The sequence below is a fragment of the Acinetobacter amyesii genome (assembly GCF_023499985.1).
Lineage (GTDB): Bacteria > Pseudomonadota > Gammaproteobacteria > Pseudomonadales > Moraxellaceae > Acinetobacter > Acinetobacter amyesii.
In genome coordinates this window covers 35,109-56,647 of record NZ_JAMCOU010000039.1, presented here as the reverse complement: position 1 = coordinate 56,647, position 21,539 = coordinate 35,109, and the positions used below count along the sequence as shown (strand labels likewise).

Here is a 21,539-nt window from a genome sequence, read left to right as displayed (position 1 = left end):
AAAGCAAAGTTGGCTTCATTCTTGCAAAACCGATATCAGAGCAACAACAATAGGTTTAGCGCATGAAGTCGCATTTAAAAGTACATTATTTTCAGCATATTGCTGGCGAAGGGTTCGGCAGTTGTTATGAATTTTTAAAACAGCATCAGGCCAAAATTACGGCCACAGAATTCTTTGCATTACCTGTCGATCAAGCCTTAGATCTCGAGGCTTTGCCGCATGTTGAAGATGTCGATTTACTTATCATTATGGGTGGAACCATGAGCGTAAATGATGAGGCCAATTTCCCATGGTTAAAAATAGAAAAGCGTTGGCTGCGACGCTATTTAGCCCTCGGTAAACCCGCAATCGGGCTTTGTTTAGGTGGGCAATTGATTGCTAATGCTTTGGGTGGTGCGGTGAGTCGAAATGTACAACAAGAATTGGGGTGGACGACCATCCGTAAGGTCGATAACGTACCGCATGACTGTTTCAAACTACCTGAAGAGTTTAAAGTCATGCAGTGGCACAGTGAAACATTTGAAATTCCCAAAGGAGCGGTATTACTGGCGGAAAATGATGCATGTCGTAATCAAATGTATCAAATCGGACAAAATGTTTTGGGCTTCCAATTTCATCCTGAAATTACTCCTGAAGTACTCGATTTATTTTTGGAAAATGATGAAGAAGTGGCATATTTTTCAGGAACACATGTACAGCCAGTACATGATTTACGGAAAAGCGCAAAAAACAAATTTATTGAGGGAAATCAAATACTAAACCAAGCAATAGAGTATGTGTTAAGAAAAAATGCCTATTGATTAAAAGTTAAGCAATTGATCTTGCATAAAAAATGAAAAATATAAGAAAAACAGCAAAAGGGATTTGCTTATGCATTAAACAATAGCTATAATGGGCGACCCTTTGATGAAGGGGGTTAGCTACGAATAAAGTAGTTAACATCGTGACAGTCACGGCATCGATCGTGACCTTAGTGATATTTCACTGCTCTTGACACTTGCCTCTTTTAAAGTGGGGTGAGATGCGTCAAGGGTGATTCTTTATATATTTGGCTTGGAGTTAACTGGTATGTCTAACCAGAGAATTCGTATCCGTCTTAAGTCTTTTGATCACCGTTTAATTGATCAATCAGCTCAAGAAATCGTAGAAACAGCAAAACGTACTGGTGCACAAGTTTGTGGTCCAATCCCGATGCCTACACGTATCGAACGTTTTAACGTTTTAACATCACCACACGTTAACAAAGATGCGCGTGACCAATACGAGATCCGCACTTACAAACGTTTGATCGACATCGTTCAACCTACAGATAAAACTGTTGATGCATTGATGAAGTTAGATCTTGCAGCTGGTGTTGATGTTCAGATCGCTTTGGGTTAAGGCTTTCGGTTAATTAACGCTCTAAGTTAATTAGGCCGCTTTTTTAGAGGTTTATGCACATGGCTATTGGTTTAGTCGGTCGCAAGTGCGGTATGACACGTATCTTTACAGATGCTGGTGTTTCTGTACCTGTAACAGTGATTGAGGTTGATCCTAACCGCATCACACAAATCAAAACGCTTGAAACTGATGGTTATCAAGCGATTCAAATCACTACTGGTGAACGTCGCGAATCTCGCGTAACTAACGCTCAGAAAGGTCACTTTGCGAAAGCTGGTGTTGCTGCTGGTCGTCTAGTTCAAGAATTCCGCGCTACAGAAGCTGATCTTGAAGGTCGTGAAGTTGGCGGAACTATTGGTGTAGATGTGTTCACAGTGGGTCAAATTGTTGACGTTACTGGTACATCTAAAGGTAAAGGTTTCCAAGGTGGTGTTAAGCGTTGGAACTTCCGTACTCAAGACGCTACACATGGTAACTCTGTATCTCACCGTGTTATCGGTTCTACAGGTCAAAACCAGACTCCTGGTCGCGTGTTCAAAGGCAAAAAAATGCCTGGTCACTTAGGTGCTGAACGTGTAACTACACAGGGTCTTGAAATCGTTGCTATCGACGCAGAACGTTCAGTTCTAGTTGTTAAAGGCGCGGTTCCTGGTGCTACTGGTGGCGACGTTACTGTTCGTCCTACTATCAAGGCCTGAGGGGAAATAACGTGAATTTAAATACTGTTTCCGGCTCTGCTGTTGAGTTATCTGAAGTTGCGTTTGGTCGTGATTTTAACGAAGCTCTTGTACACCAAGTTGTTACAGCTTACTTAGCTGGTGGTCGTCAAGGTTCTAAAGCGCAAAAATCACGTGCTGACGTTTCTGGCGGTGGTAAAAAACCTTTCCGTCAAAAAGGTACTGGCCGCGCTCGTGCTGGTTCTATTCGTAGCCCAATCTGGGTTGGCGGTGGTAAAACTTTTGCTGCTCGTCCACAAGACTGGTCTCAAAAAGTAAACCGTAAAATGTATCGCGGTGCTATGCAATGCATCCTGGCTGAGCTTGTTCGTCAAGATCGCCTTGTTTTAGTTGAAGAGATTGCTGTTGCAGCTCCAAAAACTAAAGAATTGCTTGCAAAACTTAACGACTTGAATGCACCTCGTGCATTAATCGTTACAGATGCTGTTGATGAGAACTTGTATCTTGCTGCTCGCAACATTCCACACGTTGATGTGGTTGATGCTGCTGCAATCGATCCTGTTAGCTTGATCGCGTTCGATAAAGTTGTTATGTCTGTTGCTGCTGCTAAGAAAATTGAGGTAGAACTCGGATGAACAACGAACGTATCTATCAAGTCCTACAAGGACCTGTATTCTCAGAAAAAGCACAAGTTTTAGGCGAAACTGCTGGTGTTCAAGTGTTCAAAGTTGCACTAGATGCAAACAAACTTGAAATCAAAAAAGCTGTTGAGCAACTATTTGGTGTTCAAGTTGTTAAAGTTAACACAACGATCACTAAAGGTAAGACTAAACGCTTTGGTAAAACATTAGGACGTCGTTCTGATGTTAAAAAAGCATACGTCACCCTGAAAGCTGGCCAAGATGTTGAAATGGCTGACTTGGGCGATACCGCTGAAAACGCAGCGGAATAAGGACGAAAATTATGCCGATTCAAAAATGTAAGCCAACGTCTCCAGGACGTCGCTTTGTAGAGAAAGTGGTTCATAACCACCTTCACAAAGGCGCGCCATATGCTCCGTTGGTTGAAGCTAAAAAACGTACTGGCGGTCGTAATAACAACGGTCACATTACAACTCGTCACGTTGGTGGTGGTCATAAACAGCACTACCGTATCGTAGACTTCAAACGTAACAAAGACAGCATCCCTGCTGTAGTTGAGCGTATTGAATACGATCCAAACCGTACAGCTCATATTGCTTTATTGAAATATGCTGACGGTGAACGTCGCTATATTATTGCACCTAAAGGCCTTCGCGCTGGTGATCAAGTTCAATCTGGTAACGATGCTCCAATCCGTCCAGGTAACTGCTTACCACTTCGCAACATGCCTATCGGTTCTACTCTTCACAACATCGAGCTTAAAATCGGTAAAGGCGCACAATTAGTACGTTCTGCTGGTACATCTGCTCAATTGTTGGGTCGTGACGGTTCTTACGCTATCATTCGTCTTCGTTCAGGCGAAATGCGTAAAGTACACGTTGAATGCCGTGCTGTGTTAGGTGAAGTTTCTAACTCAGAAAGCAACCTTCGTTCACTTGGTAAAGCAGGTGCATCACGCTGGCGTGGCGTTCGTCCTACCGTACGTGGTATGGCGATGAACCCAGTAGACCATCCACATGGTGGTGGTGAAGGACGTAACAAAGGTATTCAACCTGTAAGTCCATGGGGTCAAAAAGCTAAAGGGTACAAAACACGTACCAACAAGCGTACGACTAAGATGATCATTCGCGACCGTCGCGTTAAGTAACAAGTAAAGGAATCTGACAATGCCTCGTTCTCTGAAAAAAGGCCCATTCGTCGATGCGCACTTGTTCGCTAAGGTTGAAGCGGCTATCGCGGCTAATAACCGTAAGCCGATCAAAACTTGGTCGCGTCGTTCGATGATCTTACCGGATTTTGTTGGTCTAACAATTTCTGTACACAATGGCCGTAACCATGTTCCAGTGATTGTATCTGAGCATATGGTTGGTCATAAATTAGGTGAATTCGCGCCAACTCGTACCTATCGTGGTCACGGTGTTGACAAGAAGTCTAAACGTTAATAGGTGCTATGATGGAAGTAACTGCTAAATTACGCGGTGCCGCTATCTCGGCACAAAAAGCACGTTTGGTTGCAGACCTAATTCGCGGCAAATCTGTTGCGCATGCTTTAAATATCTTAAACTTCAGCAACAAAAAAGCTGCAGTTTTAGTTAAAAAAGCATTGGAATCTGCGATTGCAAACGCTGAACACAATAACAGTTTAGATGTAGACGACCTTAAAGTTTCTACGATCTACGTTGATGAAGGCATGAGCCTGAAACGTATTTTGCCACGTGCTAAAGGCCGTGCAGATCGTATTACTAAGCGTACTTGTCACATTACCGTTAAGGTAGGGGTTTGATATGGGTCAGAAGGTTCATCCAATCGGTATCCGCCTAGGTGTTGTGAAACGTCATAACGCTAACTGGTATGCGAATCCGAAACAATATGCTGAATATTTGCTAAAAGATCTTCAAGTTCGTGAGTTTTTAACTAAAAAACTTAAGAATGCGATGGTGAGCAATATTCTTATCGAACGCCCTACAGGCGCAGCTAAAGTAACTATTAGCACTGCACGTCCTGGTATCGTGATCGGTAAAAAAGGCGAAGACATTGAGAAATTACAACGCGAATTAACAGCCATTATGGGTGTTCCTGCGCAAGTAAGTATCAACGAAATCGATCGCCCAGATTTAGACGCTCGTTTAGTTGCTGAAGCAATCGCTTCTCAATTAGAAAAACGTGTAATGTTCCGTCGTGCTATGAAGCGTGCGGTTCAAAACTCTATGCGTGCTGGTGCTAAAGGTATCAAAGTGGAAGTTTCAGGCCGTCTAGGTGGTGCTGAGATTGCGCGTACTGAATGGTATCGTGAAGGTCGTGTACCTCTTCATACTCTTCGTGCTGACATCGACTATGCTACTATGCGTGCTGAGACTACTTACGGTACGATCGGCGTTAAAGTATGGATCTTCCGTGGTGAGATCTTGGGCGGCATGAAACAAGTCATGAACCCAGCTCCAGCTGAAGAACGTCCAGCTAAACGTGGCCGTGGTCGTGGTGAAGGTCAAGAGCGTCGTGGTCGTCGCAATGATCGTTCTGCTGAAAAAGGAGAATAATCCATGTTACAACCTAAACGTACTAAATTCCGTAAAGTGCAAAAAGGCCGTAACACTGGTCTAGCACATCGCGGTAGCTCAGTATCTTTTGGTACTATTGCACTTAAATCAGTTGAACGTGGTCAAATGACAGCACGTCAAATTGAAGCAGCGCGTCGTACAATCAGCCGTCGTATTAAACGTGGTGGTAAGATCTTTATCCGTGTTTTCCCAGACAAACCAATTACTGAAAAACCATTAGAAGTTCGTATGGGTAAAGGTAAAGGTTCTGTGGAATACTGGGTTTGCCAAATCAAACCAGGTAAAGTCTTGTACGAAATTGATGGTGTTAACGAAGAACTTGCTCGCGAAGCGTTTACGCTTGCTGCTGCAAAACTTCCGTTTAAAACCACTATCGTGACTCGGACGGTAATGTAATGAAAACTAATGATCTACGTGAAAAGTCGGTAGAAGAGTTGACAGCTTTGCTTGATGAGCAACAGCTTAACCAATTCCGTCTTCGTATGGCGAAAGCAACTGGTCAATTGGGTAAATCGCACGAAGTTGCGCTTACTCGTAAGACAATTGCTCGTATTAAGACCCTCCTTACCGAAAAACAGGGGAACGGACAATGAGTGAACAAACAGTTCGCACGTTAACCGGTAAAGTAGTTAGCGACAAGATGGACAAGTCTATCGTTGTTCTTATCGAACGCCGCGTTCAACACCCGTTGTATGGCAAATTAATCCGCCGTTCAACTAAATTACACGCTCATGATGAAAACAATGTTGCTAAAGTTGGCGACGTAGTAAGCATCAAAGAAAGCCGCCCAATGTCTAAAACTAAGTCTTGGACTTTAGTTGAAGTTGTTGAAGCTGCTGCTGAGTAATTAAACGTTCTTGCATCATCGGTCAATTTCGAGTACTCTTTGAGCCTTTCGAAATTGCGACCGGTGATGCTCGGTTTTGGAGTAGGGCAATGATTCAAACCGAAAGTATGCTCGACGTAGCAGACAACAGTGGTGCTCGCCGCGTACAATGTATTAAAGTACTTGGTGGTTCACATCGTCGTTATGCTTCTGTTGGCGACATTATTAAAGTTACTGTAAAAGAAGCTATTCCACGCGCACGTGTTAAAAAAGGTGACGTGATGAATGCTGTAGTTGTACGTACAAAATTCGGCATCCGTCGTGCAGATGGTTCAGTTATTCGTTTCGACGATAACGCAGCTGTTATTTTGAACAACAACAAAGCGCCGATTGCAACTCGTATTTTCGGACCAGTGACTCGTGAACTTCGTACTGAACAGTTCATGAAAATTATTTCATTGGCTCCTGAAGTTCTATAAGAGGCACTCATGGCTAAGATTAAAAAGGGCGATCAAGTAATTGTGATCGCAGGTAAAGAAAAAGGCAAACAAGGTACTGTTTTGTCTGTTTCAAATGACCGTGTTAAGGTTGAAGGCCTTAACTTGGTAACGAAGCATCAAAAGCCTAACCGAGCTACTGGCGCTGAAGGCGGCATCGTAACTCAAGAAGCTGAGCTTCATATCTCTAACGTGGCAATTTTTAATGCTACAACCCAAAAGGCTGACCGTGTTGGTTACCAAGTGATTGAAGGCGTGAAAACTCGCGTATTCAAATCTAATGGTGAATCAGTGGCGGTAGCGAAGTAATAGGTTGACTAGGCAATGGCCAGACTTAAAACGCGTTACAACGACGAACTTAAGGCTCAATTAAAAGAAACATTGGGCGTTAAGAATGTGATGGATATCCCTCGCATTACAAAAATTACCATCAACATGGGTGTTGGTGCTGCATCAGCTGACAAGAAATTGTTAGATGGCGCTCTTTCTGATATGCAAGCAATTGCTGGTCAAAAACCAGTACTTACTTTAGCTCGTAAATCTATCGCTGGTTTCAAAATCCGTGATGGTTGGCCGATTGGCTGTAAAGTTACTTTACGTGGCGAACGTATGTACGAATTCTTAGACCGTTTGATCTCTATCGCGATCCCTCGTATCCGTGACTTCCGTGGTTTCTCTGCGAAATCATTTGATGGTCGTGGTAACTACTCAATGGGTCTTAAGGAACAAATCATGTTCCCTGAAATCGATTTTGATAAGATTGATCGTATTCGTGGTATGGACATTACCATCACTACGACTGCTCGCACCGATGACGAAGGCCGTGCGCTTATGCGTGCATTCGGCTTCCCGTTCAAATAAGAGGTCGATATGGCTAAGAAAGGTATGATTAATCGCGAATTGAAACGCGAAGCTACTGTTGCTAAATACGCTGCCAAACGTGCTGAATTAAAAGCAATTATCGCAAACGTAAATGCATCAGACGAAGAACGTTTCGAAGCGATGATGAAATTTCAAGCATTACCACGTAATGCGTCTCCAGTACGTCTACGTAACCGTTGTGGTTTAACTGGTCGTCCTCATGGTTACTTCCGTAAGTTCGGTTTAAGCCGTAACAAATTACGTGAAACAGTAATGCAAGGTGATGTACCGGGCGTTGTTAAGGCAAGCTGGTAAGGAGCACTATAAATGAGTATGCAAGATACCGTTGCCGACATGCTAACACGTGTTCGTAACGCACAAATGGCAAAGAAACAAACTGTTTCTATGCCAAACTCAAAGTTGAAAGTTGCGATTGCTAACGTACTTCAACAAGAAGGTTATATCGCTGATGTAGCTGTTGCTGACAATGAAGGCAAAGCGACTTTAACGATTACTTTAAAATATTTCGAAGGCAAACCAGTTATCGATACTGTGAAACGCGTAAGCCGTCCTGGTCTACGTCAATATCGCGGTAAAGATGCACTTCCTAGCGTTAAGCAAGGTTTAGGTATTGCAATTGTTTCTACAAGCAAAGGCATCATGACTGATCGCGCTGCACGTGCTGCAGGTATCGGTGGTGAAGTTATTGCTTTTGTTTCTTAATAGGTGATTCCTCATGTCTCGTGTGGCTAAAGCCCCAGTAACTGTACCTAACGGTGTTACAGTTACTCAGAACGGCCGGCAGGTCGAAGTGAAAGGCAGCAAAGGTACATTGTCTTTCAACCTGCATGCGCTGGTCGAGCTAAAACAGGAAGACGGTACTCTAGTTATTGCTCCTAAAGCTGAATCTAAAGATGCTTGGATGCAGGCTGGTACTGCTCGCGCTGTGCTTAACAACCTTGTAAAAGGTGTTAACGAAGGTTTCGAACGTAAGTTACAGCTTATCGGTGTTGGTTATAAAGCTGCGGTTAAAGGTAACATTGTTAACCTTAACCTTGGTTTCTCTCACCCGATCGACTACAACCTTCCTGAAGGTGTAACTGCAGAAACTCCTACTGCAACTGAAATTGTACTTAAATCAGCTGATAAAGCTAAATTAGGTCAAGTTGCTGCAGAAATCCGTGGTTACCGTCCGCCAGAGCCTTATAAAGGTAAAGGTGTTCGTTATTCTGACGAAGTTGTACTTCGTAAAGAAGCTAAGAAGAAATAAGGCGCGAGGTTCTTATGAACGAAAAGAAACAATCCCGTTTGCGTCGTGCGAAAAGCACACGCTTGCACATCCGTGCATTGGGTGCGACTCGTTTGTGTGTAAACCGCACTCCGCGTCACATCTATGCTCAAGTTATCTCTGCAGATGGTGGCAAAGTATTAGCGCAAGCTTCTACTTTAGACGCTACTCTACGTGCTGGTACTACTGGTAACGTTGAATCGGCTCAGAAAGTTGGTGCTTTAATTGCAGAACGTGCTAAAGCGGCTGGTGTAACTAAAGTTGCATTTGACCGTTCTGGTTTCAAATATCATGGTCGTATCAAAGCCTTGGCTGATGCTGCTCGTGAAAACGGCTTGGAGTTCTAATCATGGCTAAAGTTGAACAAAACGAAGGTCTTGTTGAAAAGCTGGTTGCCGTTGATCGTGTAGCCAAAGTTGTTAAGGGTGGTCGTATCTTCTCTTTCACAGCATTAACTGTTGTGGGTGATGGTAATGGTCGCGTAGGTTTTGGTCGTGGTAAAGCACGTGAAGTTCCAGCTGCTATTTCTAAAGCACTTGAAGCTGCTCGTCGCAACATGATTACTGTTGACCTTGTTGACGGTACTGTTCAGCACCCTATCAATGCTCGTCACGGTGCAAGCCGCGTTTACATGCAACCTGCTTCTGAAGGTACTGGTGTAATTGCTGGTGGCGCTATGCGTGCAGTTTTAGAAGCTGTAGGTGTACGTAACGTATTAACTAAGTGTTATGGTTCTACTAACGCTGCTAACGTAGTAAACGCAACTTTTAACGGTTTGCGTGATATGACTTCTCCTGAGAAAGTTGCTGCGAAACGTGGTTTATCAGTAGCACAAATTCAAGGGTAATCAATCATGAAAACGATTAAAGTTACCCAGACTAAATCTTCATCGCATCGCTTGAAAAATCACAAGCTTAGCCTTAAAGGTTTAGGTCTGCGTCGTATTGGTCATACAGTTGAAGTGCAAGATACGCCTTCTAACCGTGGTATGATCAACCAAGTTTACTATATGGTTAGTGTAGAGGAATAAGCCATGACTCTGCGTTTAAATACAATTGCACCTGCAGAAGGTGCTAAGCGTGACAACCTACGTTTAGGCCGTGGTATCGGTTCTGGCGTTGGTAAGACTGGTGGCCGTGGCGTCAAAGGTCAAAACTCACGTAAGAGCGGTGGTACACGTCCTGGTTTCGAAGGTGGTCAAACTGCGTTATATCGTCGTTTACCTAAATTCGGTTTCACTAGCCAAATGGCTTTGAAAACTGCTGAAGTACGTTTATCAGAACTTGCTAAAGTTGAAGGCGACATCGTGTCTCTTGAAACTTTAAAAGCTGCTAATGTTGTACGTAAAGATATGTTACGTGCACGTATCGTACTTTCTGGTGAAATTACTCGTGCGTTCACTGTTCAAGGTGTTGCATTGACTAAAGGCGCTAAAGCTGCTGTTGAAGCTGCTGGCGGTAAAGTCGAGGAGTAATCCCCAGTGTCTATGACTCCTAGTTCGACAGGTCATGTTAACATGATGAAAGGCCAGCCTTTTCATGTGAAATATCGTGAAATTATCCGCCGTATGATGTTCCTCATCGGGGCGTTGTTGGTTTTTCGACTGGGAGCACATATTCCAGTACCGGGCATTAACAATGCCGCACTAGAGAATCTGTTTAATGCAAACCAAGGTACGATCCTTGGTTTGTTTAACATGTTCTCAGGTGGTGCATTAGAGCGTATGTCAATTCTTGCTCTTGGGATTATGCCGTATATCTCTGCATCGATTATTGTGCAGTTAATGTCTACGGTTGTTCCTTCGCTGGAAGCTTTAAAGAAAGAAGGCGAACAAGGTAAGCGTAAGATCAATCAATATACGCGACAAGGCACATTGTTTCTTGCACTTGTGCAAGCTGTTGGGATGTGCGCAGGTCTGATTAGTCAAAATATTACTTTGACTAGTGGACTTGCTTTTTACGTTCCTGCTGTAACTTCTTTAGTTGCAGGTACAATGTTCCTGATGTGGTTAGGTGAGCAAATTACAGAGCGTGGAGTAGGGAATGGTATTTCCATGATCATCTTCGCTGGTATTGTTGCTGGTTTGCCGAACTTGGTTCTGCAATCTTTAACCTCAGTAGATAATGGCCAATCAAGTTTAATTGGTCTTGCAATTTTTGCATTGCTGTCTGTTGCAGTGTTAGCAGCAATTGTGTTTATTGAGAAGGCGCAGCGTCGTATTCCGGTAAACTATGCTCAAAAACAACAAGGTCGTCGTGTATTTACTGCCCAGCAAACACATTTGCCATTAAAAATTAATATGGCGGGTGTGATTCCTGCAATTTTTGCTAGTTCATTGCTATTGTTCCCAGCGAGCTTAGGGCAATGGGTAGGCAGCGCAGATCCAAATGCTGGCGTGATTAAACGTGGCCTACAAGATTTGGCACTCGTATTGTCGCCGGGTCAACCGATGTATTTGGTGCTATTTGGCGCATTAATTATCTTCTTCTGTTACTTCTATACTGCGCTAGTATTTAGCCCGAAAGAAGTGTCAGAGAATTTAAAACGTAGTGGTGCTTATGTACCGGGTATTCGTCCTGGTGAGCAAACTGCACGCTATTTAGATCATATTTTGAATCGTTTGACTTTTATTGGCGCGGTTTATATCACAATCATCTGTTTAATGCCGATGATTCTACAAAGTTCATTTGGTATTCCATTTAGCTTAGGTGGTACGTCTTTACTGATCGTAGTGGTGGTGGTGATGGACTTTATGGCTCAGCTTCAAGCTCATCTCACATCGCATCAATATGACAATCAATCGTTAATGCGTAAAACGACTGCTCATCCGAAAGGATAAGCGCACTTAGAGGTTTCATTATGAAAGTTCAAGCTTCTGTAAAGAAAATTTGTGGTAGCTGTAAAGTTATCCGTCGTAATGGGGTTATTCGCGTAATTTGCAGCGCAGAACCTCGTCATAAGCAGCGTCAAGGTTAATCTGATCAAGACCTGTTGATTTCAGTAGGCTAATTAGGTTATTATCCGCCCCTCAAAGATTTTGTCGGGCGGTTGATTATCTTAACTGCCTTTTTGGAGAAAATTGAATGGCTCGTATTGCCGGTGTAAACATTCCGGATAACAAGCATGCTGTTATCTCTCTAACGTACATTTTTGGTATTGGTCGCCACACTGCAAAAGCTATCTTAGCTGCTGCTGGTATTGCACCAACAACTAAAATTCGTGAATTAGATGACGCTCAGCTTGATGCGATTCGTGCAGAAGTTACTAAGGTTCCTACCGAAGGTGATTTACGTCGCGAAATTTCCATGAACATTAAACGTTTAATGGATTTAGGCTGCTACCGCGGTCTTCGTCATCGTCGCAGCTTGCCTGTCCGTGGTCAACGCACCAAAACTAACGCACGTACCCGTAAAGGTCCGCGCAAACCTATTAAGAAATAAGATTTCTGGAAGCTAAAAGATGGCTAAAGATACTCGCACACGCAAGAAGGTCACTCGTACCGTCTCTGAAGGTGTTGCACACATTCACGCTTCTTTTAATAACACCATTGTGACTATTACCGATCGTCAAGGTAATGCACTGGCTTGGGCTACCTCTGGTGGACAAGGCTTCCGTGGATCACGTAAATCAACTCCGTTTGCTGCTCAGGTAGCTGCTGAGGTTGCTGGTAAAGCTGCTTTAGATTACGGTTTGAAAAACTTGGACGTCCTTGTAAAAGGTCCTGGTCCAGGTCGTGAATCTGCGGTTCGTGCTTTAGGTGCAGTGGGTTATAAAATTAACAGCATTACCGATGTGACGCCAATCCCGCACAACGGTTGCCGTCCACCTAAAAAACGTCGCGTGTAAGGAGAAACATTCATGGCTCGTTATATTGGTCCAAAATGCAAACTCTCTCGCCGCGAAGGGACAGACCTGCAATTAAAATCTGGCGTTAAACCATTTGACGTCAAAACAAAAAAAGCTGCTAAAGCACCTGGCCAACATGGTGGCGCTCGTGGCGGCAAACAATCTGAGTACTCACTACAATTACGTGAAAAACAAAAAGTACGTCGTATGTACGGTGTTTTAGAGCGTCAATTTAGTAACTACTACAAAGAAGCTGCTCGTGTTAAAGGCGCAACAGGTGAAAACTTGTTGAAACTTCTTGAAAGCCGTCTAGATAACGTTGTTTATCGCATGGGTTTTGGTTCTACACGTGCAGAAGCTCGTCAGCTTGTATCTCACCGTTCAATCACTTTAAATGGTCGTCGTGTTAACATCGCGTCTATCCAAGTTAAAGCTGGTGACGTTGTTGCGGTTCACGAAGGTGCTAAACAACAATTGCGTATTAAAAACGCAGTTGAGTTAGCGACTCAACGTGGCATTCCATCTTGGATTGAAATTGATCATTCTAAATTGGAAGGTACATTCAAAGCTGCACCAGATCGCTCTGATTTACCTGCTGAAATCAACGAAAGCTTGATTGTAGAATTGTATTCTAAATAATCCTTGAGGTAGCAATAATGACGCGTACTGCAAATGAGTTTCTAACTCCGCAAGCGATTAAGGTCGAAGCGGCAAGCGGGACCTCGGCAAAAGTTATTCTAGAACCATTAGAGCGTGGCTTTGGTCATACTCTTGGTAATGCTTTACGTCGTATCCTTTTGTCTTCTTTACCTGGCGCAGCCGTGGTTGAAGTAGAGATTGAAGGTGTCGAGCACGAGTACAGTACTTTGGAAGGCTTGCAGCAGGACATCGTCGAGCTCTTGCTGAACCTAAAAGGATTGTCTATTAAGCTGTTCGATCAAAATGAAGCTTATCTGACATTGGAAAAACAAGGTCCTGGCGACGTTACAGCCGCTGACCTTCGTTTACCACACAATGTTGAAGTGGTTAACCCTGAACATTTGATCGGTACTTTAAGTGCTTCTGGCTCATTAAAAATGCGCCTGAAAGTTTCTCAAGGTCGTGGTTATGAGACTTCTGATTCACGCTTCCCTGAGGGCGAAACTCGCCCAGTGGGTCGTTTGCAATTAGATGCTTCTTACAGCCCAATCAAACGTGTGTCTTACACAGTGGAAAACGCTCGTGTAGAACAACGTACTGACCTTGATAAATTGATCATTGATCTTGAAACCAACGGTACTGTTGATCCTGAAGAAGCAATCCGCAAAGCGGCAACAATCTTGCAACAACAAATTGCAATTTTTGTTGATCTTCAGAAAGATCAAGCACCAGTTGCTCAAGAGCCTCGTGAAGAAGTTGATCCGATTTTGCTTCGTCCAGTAGATGATCTAGAGCTTACTGTTCGTTCTGCTAACTGTTTGAAAGCAGAAAATATTTACTACATTGGCGATCTTGTTCAACGTACTGAAGTTGAGTTGCTTAAAACTCCTAACTTAGGTAAAAAATCGTTGACTGAGATTAAAGATGTTCTGGCATCGAAAGGCTTGCAATTGGGCATGCGTTTAGAGAACTGGCCACCGGCTAGCCTCCGCATGGACGATCGCTTTGCTTATCGTAGCCGTTAATTAAGTAGGACTATCACCATGCGTCATCGTAATAGTGGTGTGAAATTAGGCCGTACAAGCAGTCATCGTAAAGCGATGTTCCAAAACATGGCTAATTCTTTGTTCGAACACGAGTTAATTAAAACTACTGTTCCTAAAGCAAAAGAATTACGTCGTGTTGCTGAGCCTTTAATCACTTTAGCTAAAGTCGATTCTGTAGCAAACCGTCGTTTAGCGTTTGCTCGTACTCGTTCAGCTGCAACTGTTGGTAAATTATTTACCGTTCTTGGCCCTCGTTACAAAGAACGTAACGGCGGTTATCTACGTGTTCTTAAAGCGGGCTTCCGTGCAGGTGATGCTGCACCGATGGCTTACGTTGAGCTAGTAGATCGCGAAGTTAACTAATTTCGTGAAGAGCAGCGTACGTTGTTCTAAAAAAGGTCGGTTTTTAACCGACCTTTTTTAATGTCTGAAATTTTGTATTGGCTGTATATTGTTAGACAATAATTCAATTTGTCCTTAAAAGATAAAAATAAAACGCCTTTTGCTTAAACTTGACATTGTGCATTGTCAAAAATGTGATTTAATGAATATAAATCTAAGATAGGTTAAAAGAACAACATGGAAAAACAAGTTGATATTCTCATTGTAGGTGCAGGGATTTCCGGTGTAGGTTTGGCTGCGCATCTTTCAAAAAATTGTCCAAATCGTTCATTTGAAATTATTGAACGTCGTGAAAGTTTCGGTGGAACATGGGATCTATTTAAATATCCGGGTATTCGTTCTGATTCGGACATGTCAACTTTTGGCTTTAATTTTAAGCCGTGGAAAAAATCTAGTGTGCTTGCAGACGGGCCTTCGATTAAAGGCTACCTATCTGAAGTGATTGATGAATATAAAATCAAAGAAAAAATTCATTTTCAACATCGTGTTGTGAGTGCAAATTACGACTCACAAACTCGTAAATGGTCTGTTGTTATTGAAGATGCGAAGAAGAAACAACAAACTTGGGTTGCAAATTTCGTCTTTGGCTGTACAGGTTATTATAATTATGACCAAGGGTTCCAACCTGAGTTTAAAGGGCAGGAAAACTTTAAAGGTACCTTCATTCATCCACAACATTGGCCTGAAAATTTTAATTATGCAGGCAAAAAAGTGGTGATTATTGGCAGTGGAGCAACAGCGATTACACTGGTACCAGCTATGGCAAAAGGCGGTGCAGGGCATGTGACCATGCTACAGCGTTCTCCAACCTATATTGCCTCAGTACCTTCTATTGACATCATTTATGACAAGATGCGTAAAGTATTACCTGAAGATGTTGCTTATAAACTTACCCGTGCACGGAATATCGGTGTACAGCGGGCTGTTTATGCTGTTGCACAAAAGCAACCTAAATTACTCCGTAAATTTTTATTAAAATCAATTGAGTTGCAGTTGAAAGGTAAAGTGGATATGAAACACTTTACCCCAGATTACAATCCTTGGGATCAGCGCCTTTGTGTGGTGCCAGATGGTGATTTGTTTAAAATTTTACGCGAAGGCCGTGCATCTGTTGAAACCGATCAAATTGAAAGTTTTACTGAAAATGGCATTCAATTGAAATCAGGTAAACATCTTGATGCAGATGTAGTAATTTCTGCTACAGGTCTCAACATTCAAATTTTAGGCGGCATTAGTGCCACAATCGATGGACAGCCATTAAATACCTCAAAGCATATGCTGTACCGTGGTGTTATGGTCAGTGATGTACCCAATATGGCGATGATTATTGGCTATATTAATGCTTCATGGACTTTAAAAGTCGATATTGCTTCTGAATACATCTGTAAATTGATTAACTATATGGATCAAAATGGTTATAACCAAGTGATTCCACAAGGCGATGCGACCGAGTTGTTAGAAGATACCGTAATGGGAAGTTTGACTTCAGGCTATATTGCACGTGCAGCAGATGTGATGCCAAAACAGGGTAAACATGCACCGTGGAAAGTCAGCAATAACTACTTGGCAGATCGTAAAGAATTAAAGCATGCTTCATTTGAAGATGGAGTGCTGAAATTTGAAAAAAAGTCTGATCAAGTGGCTGCTAAACCCAGATTAGTTTCTTAAGTCTATTACATAAAAAAGGAGCATGATGCTCCTTTTTTTTTACTTTAGATGTGTGACTTTAGGGTTTTATTTGATGCGCTTTATTTGTTGAAAAATATATCATGTTGAAAATAAGGAAGTGTACACAGGGTTAATGTGAATATTCAAGAACATTCAGAATTTATAAAATTAAATGATTATGAGCTATATATTAAAGCTTGGCAGCCTGAAACAGCAGATAATGATGCAACTTTGGCTCCGATTATATTGATGCATGATTCACTAGGCAGTGTGGATTTGTGGCGTGATTTTCCTGCGCAATTGGCTTCTGTGTCTGGCAGAAAGGTCATTGCTTATGATCGATTGGGTTTTGGTCGTTCGTCAGCAAACCCTGATGTATTAAGTACGGATTTTGTCTATGCCGAAGCACAGCAGGGCTTTAAGGTGCTACTTCAACATTATTCTATTCAACAGTTTATCGTGATGGGACATAGTGTTGGCGGGGGAATGTCTGTCGTGATTGCCAGTGAATATACTGAACAATGTCGAGGTCTGATCTCCATAGCAGCACAGTATGAAGTGGAAGAACTGACATTATCGGGTATACGTGAAGCCAAAATAGGGTTTGCGCAGCTGGGACAACTTGAACGCTTGGCTAAATATCATGGGGATAAAGCCCAATGGGTTTTGGATGCTTGGACTGAAACTTGGCTCTCACCGAGTTTTCGTCAATGGAACCTCGAGAAATATGTTGGAAAAGTACGGTGTCCAAGCTTGATCATCCATGGAGAACTGGATGAATACGGGACGACAGCACAAGCTCAGAAACTTTTTTCGGGTATACAAGGTGATGCTGAACTAGAGATTTTGGAAGGGCTTCATCACATGCCGCATAAAGAGCAACCCGCATTGGTCACTGCACTGATCTGTGATTTTGTGAATGATTTAAGTTGATATCGAAAGAATGAAAAAAGCCCATCAGATGATGGGCTTTGTTGTTATAAAGAGCGGGAAATCAGCTCTTTCATAATTTCATTGGTACCTGCATAAATACGATTGGCTCGATTGTCGATATAAGCCCGTGCAATTGGATATTCAAGCATATAGCCATATCCACCATGCAACTGCAGACATTCATCCACGACTTTGGAAAACATTTCTGAAATTTTGTATTTAGCAGCCGCAGCAGCGTCAATACCGAGCTGTTCCTCAAGTTGTAGTTCCATACAGCGATCTAAATAAGCTCGACAAAAATCGATTTCAGTACGTAGTTCTGCCAATTTAAAACGGGTGTTTTGGAAACTTGATACCGTTTTGCCAAAGGCCTTACGCTCTTTGGTGTATTGAACAGTGTGAGCAAAGGCTGCTTCTGCACCGGCTTGGCAAATAATCGCGACCAACATACGTTCCCAAGCCAGCTCCTTCATCAGCATCATAAAGCCCATACCTTGCATGCCGAGTAAGTTGCTTTTAGGGACGCGGACATTGTCAAAGAACAGTTCACAGGTATCTTGACCTTTCATGCCAATTTTGTTTAAAGGTTTGCCTTTACTAAAACCGACGCGATCTGCCTCGACGATAATTAGCGATAAATTAGCTGAGCCTTTTTCACTATTGCCTGTCTTACAGACCACAATCGCCATGTCACATAAATAGCCATTGGTGATAAAAATTTTTGACCCATTAATAATATAGTCATCACCATCTTCTGTAGCAGTTGTGCGTACGGCTTGTAGGTCTGAACCTGTGCCCGGTTCGGTCATTGCAATGGCAGTCACGGTTTCGCCAGAAGCCATTTTCGGCAGCCAATGCAGCTTTTGTTCTTCATTGCCAAAGTTATGAATATAATTGGCCACGATGTCGGAATGCAGTGAAAAGCCGGTAGAGGAGTCCATGGCATATGCCTGCTCTTCAATCAGAATCATGCTATAGAGTCGGTCTACACCATAGCCGCCATAAGCTTCGGGCATGGTCGGGCAAAGCAAGCCCATGGCACCGGCTTTATTCCATAAGTCACGGTCTACATGTTGTTGTTTTTCATACTTTTCGATATTGGGCACAACTTCTTTTTCATAAAATTTTCGTACTGTTTCACGAAATGCATCATGTTCTGCATTAAATAATTGACGTGGCAGCATGTTGTTGAGTGGGCGAATCGCTCCAGATTGCATTTTGAATATCCTATTCATTTTTATGGCTTTGTCTCAACTTATAAGATGCAGCGTGTGACTACAATGTGCAGAACATTCAAAAGCAAGAATTGCGATGAAGGATTCGGTCAATCTTTGAAAACACTCCACTTCAATGGGGTGGATGAGTTACACTAGACGGGTTCAACGATTGGGGAAGACAATGACTGATGAAATCAGCTTAGAAGAGCGTAAAGTGATCTACCGTGCACGTCGTGGTTTAAAAGAGATTGATGTTTATTTTGATCCCTACGTCAAAAATTACTATTTACAAGCCGATGCAGCTGAAAAAGACATGTTTGCAGAACTCGTTGCTGCAGAAGATCCAGATTTGTTGGATTGGTTTATGGAAGTTAGTGAACCGCCACGTCCTGAATTAAAAACGTTTATTCAAAAATTAAAACATTACGTTCATGGATAATCGGCAATTCAAACTGAAACGCAGTTTTTTATCGCATGCGTTTCAGTTTTTTATTTTTGCGGTATTGATGACGCTGCTTTATCAGTTACTAACACCCATGCTTTGGGGGATATTTTTTCTCATCGGGCTAGTGGTTTATGTTCTGTTTTTCCGTAAGCATTTACACGTCACCAGTCTAGAATATTTGGATGGAACTGATTGGTCTTTGCAACGACTGAACCGCCCAGTACAACGTGTTCAAATTAGCCATATTTTGGATCATCAAATGTATATTGTGGTGTACTTTATGCATGCGCGTGCAAAACCGGTGATTATTTGGCGCGATCAATTGTCATTGAAACAGTGGAAATCACTCAAAGTATTGGCCAAAATGATCTAATTGTTAGACAGCCTTATTTTTTAAATTCAATAAAATGCAAATAATTCATTATCTTATTTTGTAGGTAAAATAATCTTGTCTGACAGGATTGGATTTTATTGGCAAAATATTTAAATTGTCTGACAATTTTAAGCTGTGCGGTGATTCTCTGTCTATATATTAGCCTTACCAACAGCCGTTAAAGGAAATCATCATGATGATGCCAACTTGGATGTTTCTGGTAATAGCGATTGTGTTAGCAATTGTTATAGGACGACTAGGAACAGTGCTGAAGGAACAGTTAACTCAAAAATAAGCAGCAAACGCTTTCACAGTTAATAAGTAGCATGTGCCGAACCGTCGCTATGCTACTTTTTTTTGCCTAAAATTTAGTCTTTGTGAAAAATCAGTCAATTGCATTCAGCGTGATTCATGGCACAGTGTGTCGTTCAAATTAGAGCAAATACTCTTTTATTCATTTTTTGCTTCTGATATGTTTGTCGTGATGGACATAAACACAATTATAGAGGACAGGAAAATGTCGAGCGTCCAAAAAATATGCCAGGGTGTGGCAGTTGTAGCAATAACAAGTACATTATTCGCGGGTTGTTCGCAGGTTGTAAAAACCGGTGCTAATGTCGCACTCGGATTTACTGAAAAACATATTGTGCCCCCCATTTTAGCCATGGAAGATGCTGAAATGGTGTGTAATTCAGGTAATTCATTAACTCCAGCAATTATGGCGACCAAAGATATGGGCGCAGACCCAACACGTGTGGCTGTGTTGATGTATTCAGCAGCAGGGATTTGTGCAGAACAAAAAGCCTTGGACGCAGAGTTACGCTATTTACGTGCATCTAAAGCCAACCAAGTGACCGAAGCACAGGATGCCCGTGTTGAGCAAAAGCGTTGGGCGGCACTTGCGGCACAGCGTCAATATACCGGCTATCAATTATTTCAAGATCGTTTTGAAAAGAAGTATAAGAAAAGTCTAGGTGAAGGCTGTCCAAAAATGAACAGCGACATTGACCAAACAGTGTATATGTTGGGAATGTTAAGTGGCTTACAGGCCATGACCAATGATATTAACTCAGGTGGGGCGGTAAACGTTCCTAAAGACATTGCTGCGATCGTTGAACGCGGTATGGTGTGTCTGAATAATGAAAAATTCTGGGGCGCACCAAATGCAACCCGCGCTGTGATCTGGACGTTATTGCCGGGTGCAGGAGATGGAAAACCTGATCCATACCAAACCTTAAAACAATCGGCGCAAATTGGTGAGCAAAAAGGCGTAAGACTGTCACATGCGTTATATGCAGTTGCTGCACAAGCCAGTGGCGATGATGCGAAAATCCGTGATGCCTTACGTACTTTTGCACAGGCACGTAGCGATGAAAAACCTGTTAACCCGCAATTTAAGCTTATCGACAGTATGGCTGAAAGCATGGTGAAAGGGATTTCAGATCGCTATTGGACTGAACATACAGGCGTTCGTACCGGCGATGATGGTATGGAACATTTCTGGGATGAAAGTGCCAATAGTTCAGAACTCGATGATTTGTTTAGTGGCGATGCTGAAACCAGTGGTGCTACAGAAACGAGTGGTGCTGCAACAAATTAATAAAGCATGTAGTCCAAATGTGAGGTACAGGAGGAGCGAAAATGAAAACACAATTTTTAATTCCGAAAATTGTCTTTCTTGCCGTATTCGTTTCGATCTGTGCCTCGCTACAGGTATTTAAAGACTATTTTATCTACTGGCAAGATGATTTATTTCATGATTTTTGGCGCTTATGGACGGCCCATTGGGTTCATGTTGGTTGGATTCATTTTGCTTTAAATATGTTGGCCTTTATCTGCTTACCGTTTATTTTTCCAAGAGTTTCAATATGGCACTTTGTTGCCATCTTATTGATTTTATCCCCTTTAATCAGTCTAAGTTTCTATTTTTTCCTTCCCGATATTGAAGCCTATGCAGGATTATCTGGTGTCTTGCATGGCGCCTATGTTGCGGTCGCTTGCGTACATTTAATGTATAAGCGGGAGCGAAATTTTGCAGCCTTTGTTCTCTTGCTGATTTTGGCAAAATTGGTCTGGGAAAATACCGTGGGGAACACCGGAACGGCTGAATTAATAGGAAGCCCCGTTTTAGTCGAAGCTCATTTATTGGGGGTGATTTGGGGCATTGTCATCGCCGTGTTTTATCTTATTGGTAATTATTTCTGGGATCGCTAGCGCACTTTAGGTGATTGGGTTGACAAAA

General features: G+C 42.5%; 35 protein-coding genes and 1 pseudogene. 35 read left to right on the top strand and 1 reads right to left on the bottom strand.

What is annotated here, in order from left to right:
- Positions 1-62 precede the first annotated feature (62 nt).
- The 31 genes and pseudogenes from M5F03_RS15470 to M5F03_RS15320 all read left to right on the top strand — a co-directional run bounded on the left by M5F03_RS15470 (position 63) and on the right by M5F03_RS15320 (position 17,262).
- On the top strand, positions 63-800 hold the full coding sequence (locus tag M5F03_RS15470; protein ID WP_249708825.1) for a type 1 glutamine amidotransferase: 738 nt from the start codon (positions 63-65) through the stop codon (positions 798-800).
- A 268-nt stretch (positions 801-1,068) separates the two neighbouring features.
- On the top strand, positions 1,069-1,380 hold the full coding sequence (gene rpsJ / locus M5F03_RS15465; RefSeq protein WP_000070912.1) for a 30S ribosomal protein S10: 312 nt from the start codon (positions 1,069-1,071) through the stop codon (positions 1,378-1,380).
- 59 nt (positions 1,381-1,439) lie between these two features.
- Positions 1,440-2,078, top strand: coding sequence for a 50S ribosomal protein L3 (gene rplC, locus M5F03_RS15460; RefSeq protein WP_078189280.1), 639 nt, complete (start codon positions 1,440-1,442; stop codon positions 2,076-2,078).
- 11 nt (positions 2,079-2,089) lie between these two features.
- Positions 2,090-2,692 (top strand): 50S ribosomal protein L4, encoded by a 603-nt coding sequence (gene rplD / locus M5F03_RS15455; protein WP_078189279.1) that lies wholly within the window; start codon positions 2,090-2,092, stop codon positions 2,690-2,692.
- Positions 2,689-3,009 (top strand): 50S ribosomal protein L23, encoded by a 321-nt coding sequence (gene rplW / locus M5F03_RS15450; RefSeq protein WP_005012992.1) that lies wholly within the window; start codon positions 2,689-2,691, stop codon positions 3,007-3,009. The genes rplD and rplW overlap by 4 nt, the downstream gene beginning before the upstream one ends.
- An 11-nt stretch (positions 3,010-3,020) precedes the next feature.
- On the top strand, positions 3,021-3,845 hold the full coding sequence (gene rplB / locus M5F03_RS15445; RefSeq protein ID WP_078189278.1) for a 50S ribosomal protein L2: 825 nt from the start codon (positions 3,021-3,023) through the stop codon (positions 3,843-3,845).
- A gap of 19 nt (positions 3,846-3,864) precedes the next feature.
- The gene (rpsS, locus tag M5F03_RS15440) at positions 3,865-4,140 is read left to right on the top strand and encodes a 30S ribosomal protein S19 (RefSeq protein ID WP_004281508.1); all 276 of its coding nucleotides are present in this window, start codon (positions 3,865-3,867) and stop codon (positions 4,138-4,140) included.
- Between the two features lie 11 nt (positions 4,141-4,151).
- Positions 4,152-4,481, top strand: a complete 330-nt coding sequence (gene rplV, locus M5F03_RS15435; protein ID WP_035265103.1) for a 50S ribosomal protein L22 — start codon at positions 4,152-4,154, stop codon at positions 4,479-4,481.
- 1 nt (position 4,482) lies between these two features.
- Positions 4,483-5,299: pseudogene (gene rpsC, locus M5F03_RS15430) on the top strand (30S ribosomal protein S3).
- Positions 5,239-5,652: a 50S ribosomal protein L16 gene (rplP, locus tag M5F03_RS15425; protein WP_068909575.1), complete on the top strand. Its 414-nt coding sequence runs from the start codon at positions 5,239-5,241 to the stop codon at positions 5,650-5,652. The pseudogene rpsC and the gene rplP overlap by 61 nt, the downstream one beginning before the upstream one ends.
- A complete protein-coding gene (gene rpmC, locus M5F03_RS15420) occupies positions 5,652-5,849 on the top strand; it encodes a 50S ribosomal protein L29 (protein WP_005012982.1) in 198 nt (65 codons plus the stop codon). The genes rplP and rpmC overlap by 1 nt, the downstream gene beginning before the upstream one ends.
- Positions 5,846-6,103 (top strand): 30S ribosomal protein S17, encoded by a 258-nt coding sequence (gene rpsQ / locus M5F03_RS15415; protein WP_078192456.1) that lies wholly within the window; start codon positions 5,846-5,848, stop codon positions 6,101-6,103. The genes rpmC and rpsQ overlap by 4 nt, the downstream gene beginning before the upstream one ends.
- An 89-nt stretch (positions 6,104-6,192) precedes the next feature.
- On the top strand, positions 6,193-6,561 hold the full coding sequence (rplN, locus tag M5F03_RS15410) for a 50S ribosomal protein L14 (RefSeq protein WP_005012978.1): 369 nt from the start codon (positions 6,193-6,195) through the stop codon (positions 6,559-6,561).
- A gap of 9 nt (positions 6,562-6,570) precedes the next feature.
- Positions 6,571-6,888, top strand: a complete 318-nt coding sequence (gene rplX, locus M5F03_RS15405) for a 50S ribosomal protein L24 (protein WP_078189274.1) — start codon at positions 6,571-6,573, stop codon at positions 6,886-6,888.
- Positions 6,889-6,903: 15 nt separating this feature from the next.
- Positions 6,904-7,440, top strand: a complete 537-nt coding sequence (gene rplE, locus M5F03_RS15400; RefSeq protein WP_067762907.1) for a 50S ribosomal protein L5 — start codon at positions 6,904-6,906, stop codon at positions 7,438-7,440.
- A 9-nt stretch (positions 7,441-7,449) separates the two neighbouring features.
- Complete coding sequence (rpsN, locus tag M5F03_RS15395) at positions 7,450-7,755, top strand: 30S ribosomal protein S14 (RefSeq protein ID WP_067762906.1); 306 nt, start codon at positions 7,450-7,452, stop codon at positions 7,753-7,755.
- A 12-nt stretch (positions 7,756-7,767) separates the two neighbouring features.
- Positions 7,768-8,163, top strand: coding sequence for a 30S ribosomal protein S8 (gene rpsH / locus M5F03_RS15390; RefSeq protein ID WP_078189273.1), 396 nt, complete (start codon positions 7,768-7,770; stop codon positions 8,161-8,163).
- A gap of 13 nt (positions 8,164-8,176) precedes the next feature.
- The gene (gene rplF, locus M5F03_RS15385; protein ID WP_078189272.1) at positions 8,177-8,710 is read left to right on the top strand and encodes a 50S ribosomal protein L6; all 534 of its coding nucleotides are present in this window, start codon (positions 8,177-8,179) and stop codon (positions 8,708-8,710) included.
- A 14-nt stretch (positions 8,711-8,724) separates the two neighbouring features.
- Positions 8,725-9,075 carry a 50S ribosomal protein L18 gene (gene rplR / locus M5F03_RS15380; RefSeq protein WP_067762903.1) on the top strand — a complete coding sequence of 117 codons (351 nt, stop codon included), beginning with the start codon at positions 8,725-8,727 and terminating at the stop codon, positions 9,073-9,075.
- Between the two features lie 2 nt (positions 9,076-9,077).
- On the top strand, positions 9,078-9,575 hold the full coding sequence (gene rpsE, locus M5F03_RS15375) for a 30S ribosomal protein S5 (protein WP_067762902.1): 498 nt from the start codon (positions 9,078-9,080) through the stop codon (positions 9,573-9,575).
- A 6-nt stretch (positions 9,576-9,581) separates the two neighbouring features.
- Complete coding sequence (gene rpmD, locus M5F03_RS15370) at positions 9,582-9,758, top strand: 50S ribosomal protein L30 (RefSeq protein ID WP_005012961.1); 177 nt, start codon at positions 9,582-9,584, stop codon at positions 9,756-9,758.
- Between the two features lie 3 nt (positions 9,759-9,761).
- Positions 9,762-10,202 carry a 50S ribosomal protein L15 gene (gene rplO / locus M5F03_RS15365; protein WP_078189271.1) on the top strand — a complete coding sequence of 147 codons (441 nt, stop codon included), beginning with the start codon at positions 9,762-9,764 and terminating at the stop codon, positions 10,200-10,202.
- A gap of 45 nt (positions 10,203-10,247) precedes the next feature.
- Positions 10,248-11,567, top strand: a complete 1,320-nt coding sequence (secY, locus tag M5F03_RS15360; RefSeq protein ID WP_171263746.1) for a preprotein translocase subunit SecY — start codon at positions 10,248-10,250, stop codon at positions 11,565-11,567.
- Positions 11,568-11,587: 20 nt separating this feature from the next.
- Positions 11,588-11,704 carry a 50S ribosomal protein L36 gene (gene rpmJ, locus M5F03_RS15355; RefSeq protein WP_000867907.1) on the top strand — a complete coding sequence of 39 codons (117 nt, stop codon included), beginning with the start codon at positions 11,588-11,590 and terminating at the stop codon, positions 11,702-11,704.
- A gap of 107 nt (positions 11,705-11,811) precedes the next feature.
- The gene (gene rpsM / locus M5F03_RS15350) at positions 11,812-12,168 is read left to right on the top strand and encodes a 30S ribosomal protein S13 (protein WP_078189269.1); all 357 of its coding nucleotides are present in this window, start codon (positions 11,812-11,814) and stop codon (positions 12,166-12,168) included.
- 19 nt (positions 12,169-12,187) lie between these two features.
- Positions 12,188-12,574, top strand: coding sequence for a 30S ribosomal protein S11 (gene rpsK, locus M5F03_RS15345; RefSeq protein ID WP_001040166.1), 387 nt, complete (start codon positions 12,188-12,190; stop codon positions 12,572-12,574).
- A gap of 12 nt (positions 12,575-12,586) precedes the next feature.
- Positions 12,587-13,213, top strand: a complete 627-nt coding sequence (gene rpsD / locus M5F03_RS15340; RefSeq protein WP_078192454.1) for a 30S ribosomal protein S4 — start codon at positions 12,587-12,589, stop codon at positions 13,211-13,213.
- Positions 13,214-13,230: 17 nt separating this feature from the next.
- Positions 13,231-14,238 carry a DNA-directed RNA polymerase subunit alpha gene (locus tag M5F03_RS15335; protein WP_004650465.1) on the top strand — a complete coding sequence of 336 codons (1,008 nt, stop codon included), beginning with the start codon at positions 13,231-13,233 and terminating at the stop codon, positions 14,236-14,238.
- An 18-nt stretch (positions 14,239-14,256) separates the two neighbouring features.
- A complete protein-coding gene (gene rplQ, locus M5F03_RS15330) occupies positions 14,257-14,622 on the top strand; it encodes a 50S ribosomal protein L17 (RefSeq protein WP_005012953.1) in 366 nt (121 codons plus the stop codon).
- Between the two features lie 216 nt (positions 14,623-14,838).
- Entirely contained in the window at positions 14,839-16,329 is a 1,491-nt protein-coding gene (locus tag M5F03_RS15325) for a flavin-containing monooxygenase (protein ID WP_180103015.1), read from the top strand.
- A 135-nt stretch (positions 16,330-16,464) separates the two neighbouring features.
- Positions 16,465-17,262 (top strand): alpha/beta fold hydrolase, encoded by a 798-nt coding sequence (locus M5F03_RS15320; RefSeq protein WP_249708824.1) that lies wholly within the window; start codon positions 16,465-16,467, stop codon positions 17,260-17,262.
- 44 nt (positions 17,263-17,306) lie between these two features.
- Here M5F03_RS15320 and M5F03_RS15315 read toward each other — a convergent pair whose 3' ends face one another.
- Positions 17,307-18,479, bottom strand: coding sequence for an acyl-CoA dehydrogenase family protein (locus M5F03_RS15315; protein WP_168379120.1), 1,173 nt, complete (start codon positions 18,477-18,479; stop codon positions 17,307-17,309).
- A 181-nt stretch (positions 18,480-18,660) separates the two neighbouring features.
- Between M5F03_RS15315 and M5F03_RS15310 the strand changes: the two genes are divergently transcribed.
- The 4 genes from M5F03_RS15310 (at position 18,661) to rrtA (ending at position 21,511) form a co-directional block, all read left to right on the top strand.
- Complete coding sequence (locus M5F03_RS15310) at positions 18,661-18,918, top strand: FAD assembly factor SdhE (protein WP_078189264.1); 258 nt, start codon at positions 18,661-18,663, stop codon at positions 18,916-18,918.
- The gene (locus M5F03_RS15305; RefSeq protein ID WP_111885419.1) at positions 18,911-19,297 is read left to right on the top strand and encodes a hypothetical protein; all 387 of its coding nucleotides are present in this window, start codon (positions 18,911-18,913) and stop codon (positions 19,295-19,297) included. Before M5F03_RS15310 ends, M5F03_RS15305 begins: the two co-directional genes overlap by 8 nt.
- Positions 19,298-19,814: 517 nt before the next feature.
- Positions 19,815-20,897, top strand: coding sequence for a hypothetical protein (locus M5F03_RS15300; protein WP_180123908.1), 1,083 nt, complete (start codon positions 19,815-19,817; stop codon positions 20,895-20,897).
- Between the two features lie 41 nt (positions 20,898-20,938).
- Positions 20,939-21,511 carry a rhombosortase gene (gene rrtA, locus M5F03_RS15295; RefSeq protein WP_078192449.1) on the top strand — a complete coding sequence of 191 codons (573 nt, stop codon included), beginning with the start codon at positions 20,939-20,941 and terminating at the stop codon, positions 21,509-21,511.
- Positions 21,512-21,539: the final 28 nt, after the last annotated feature.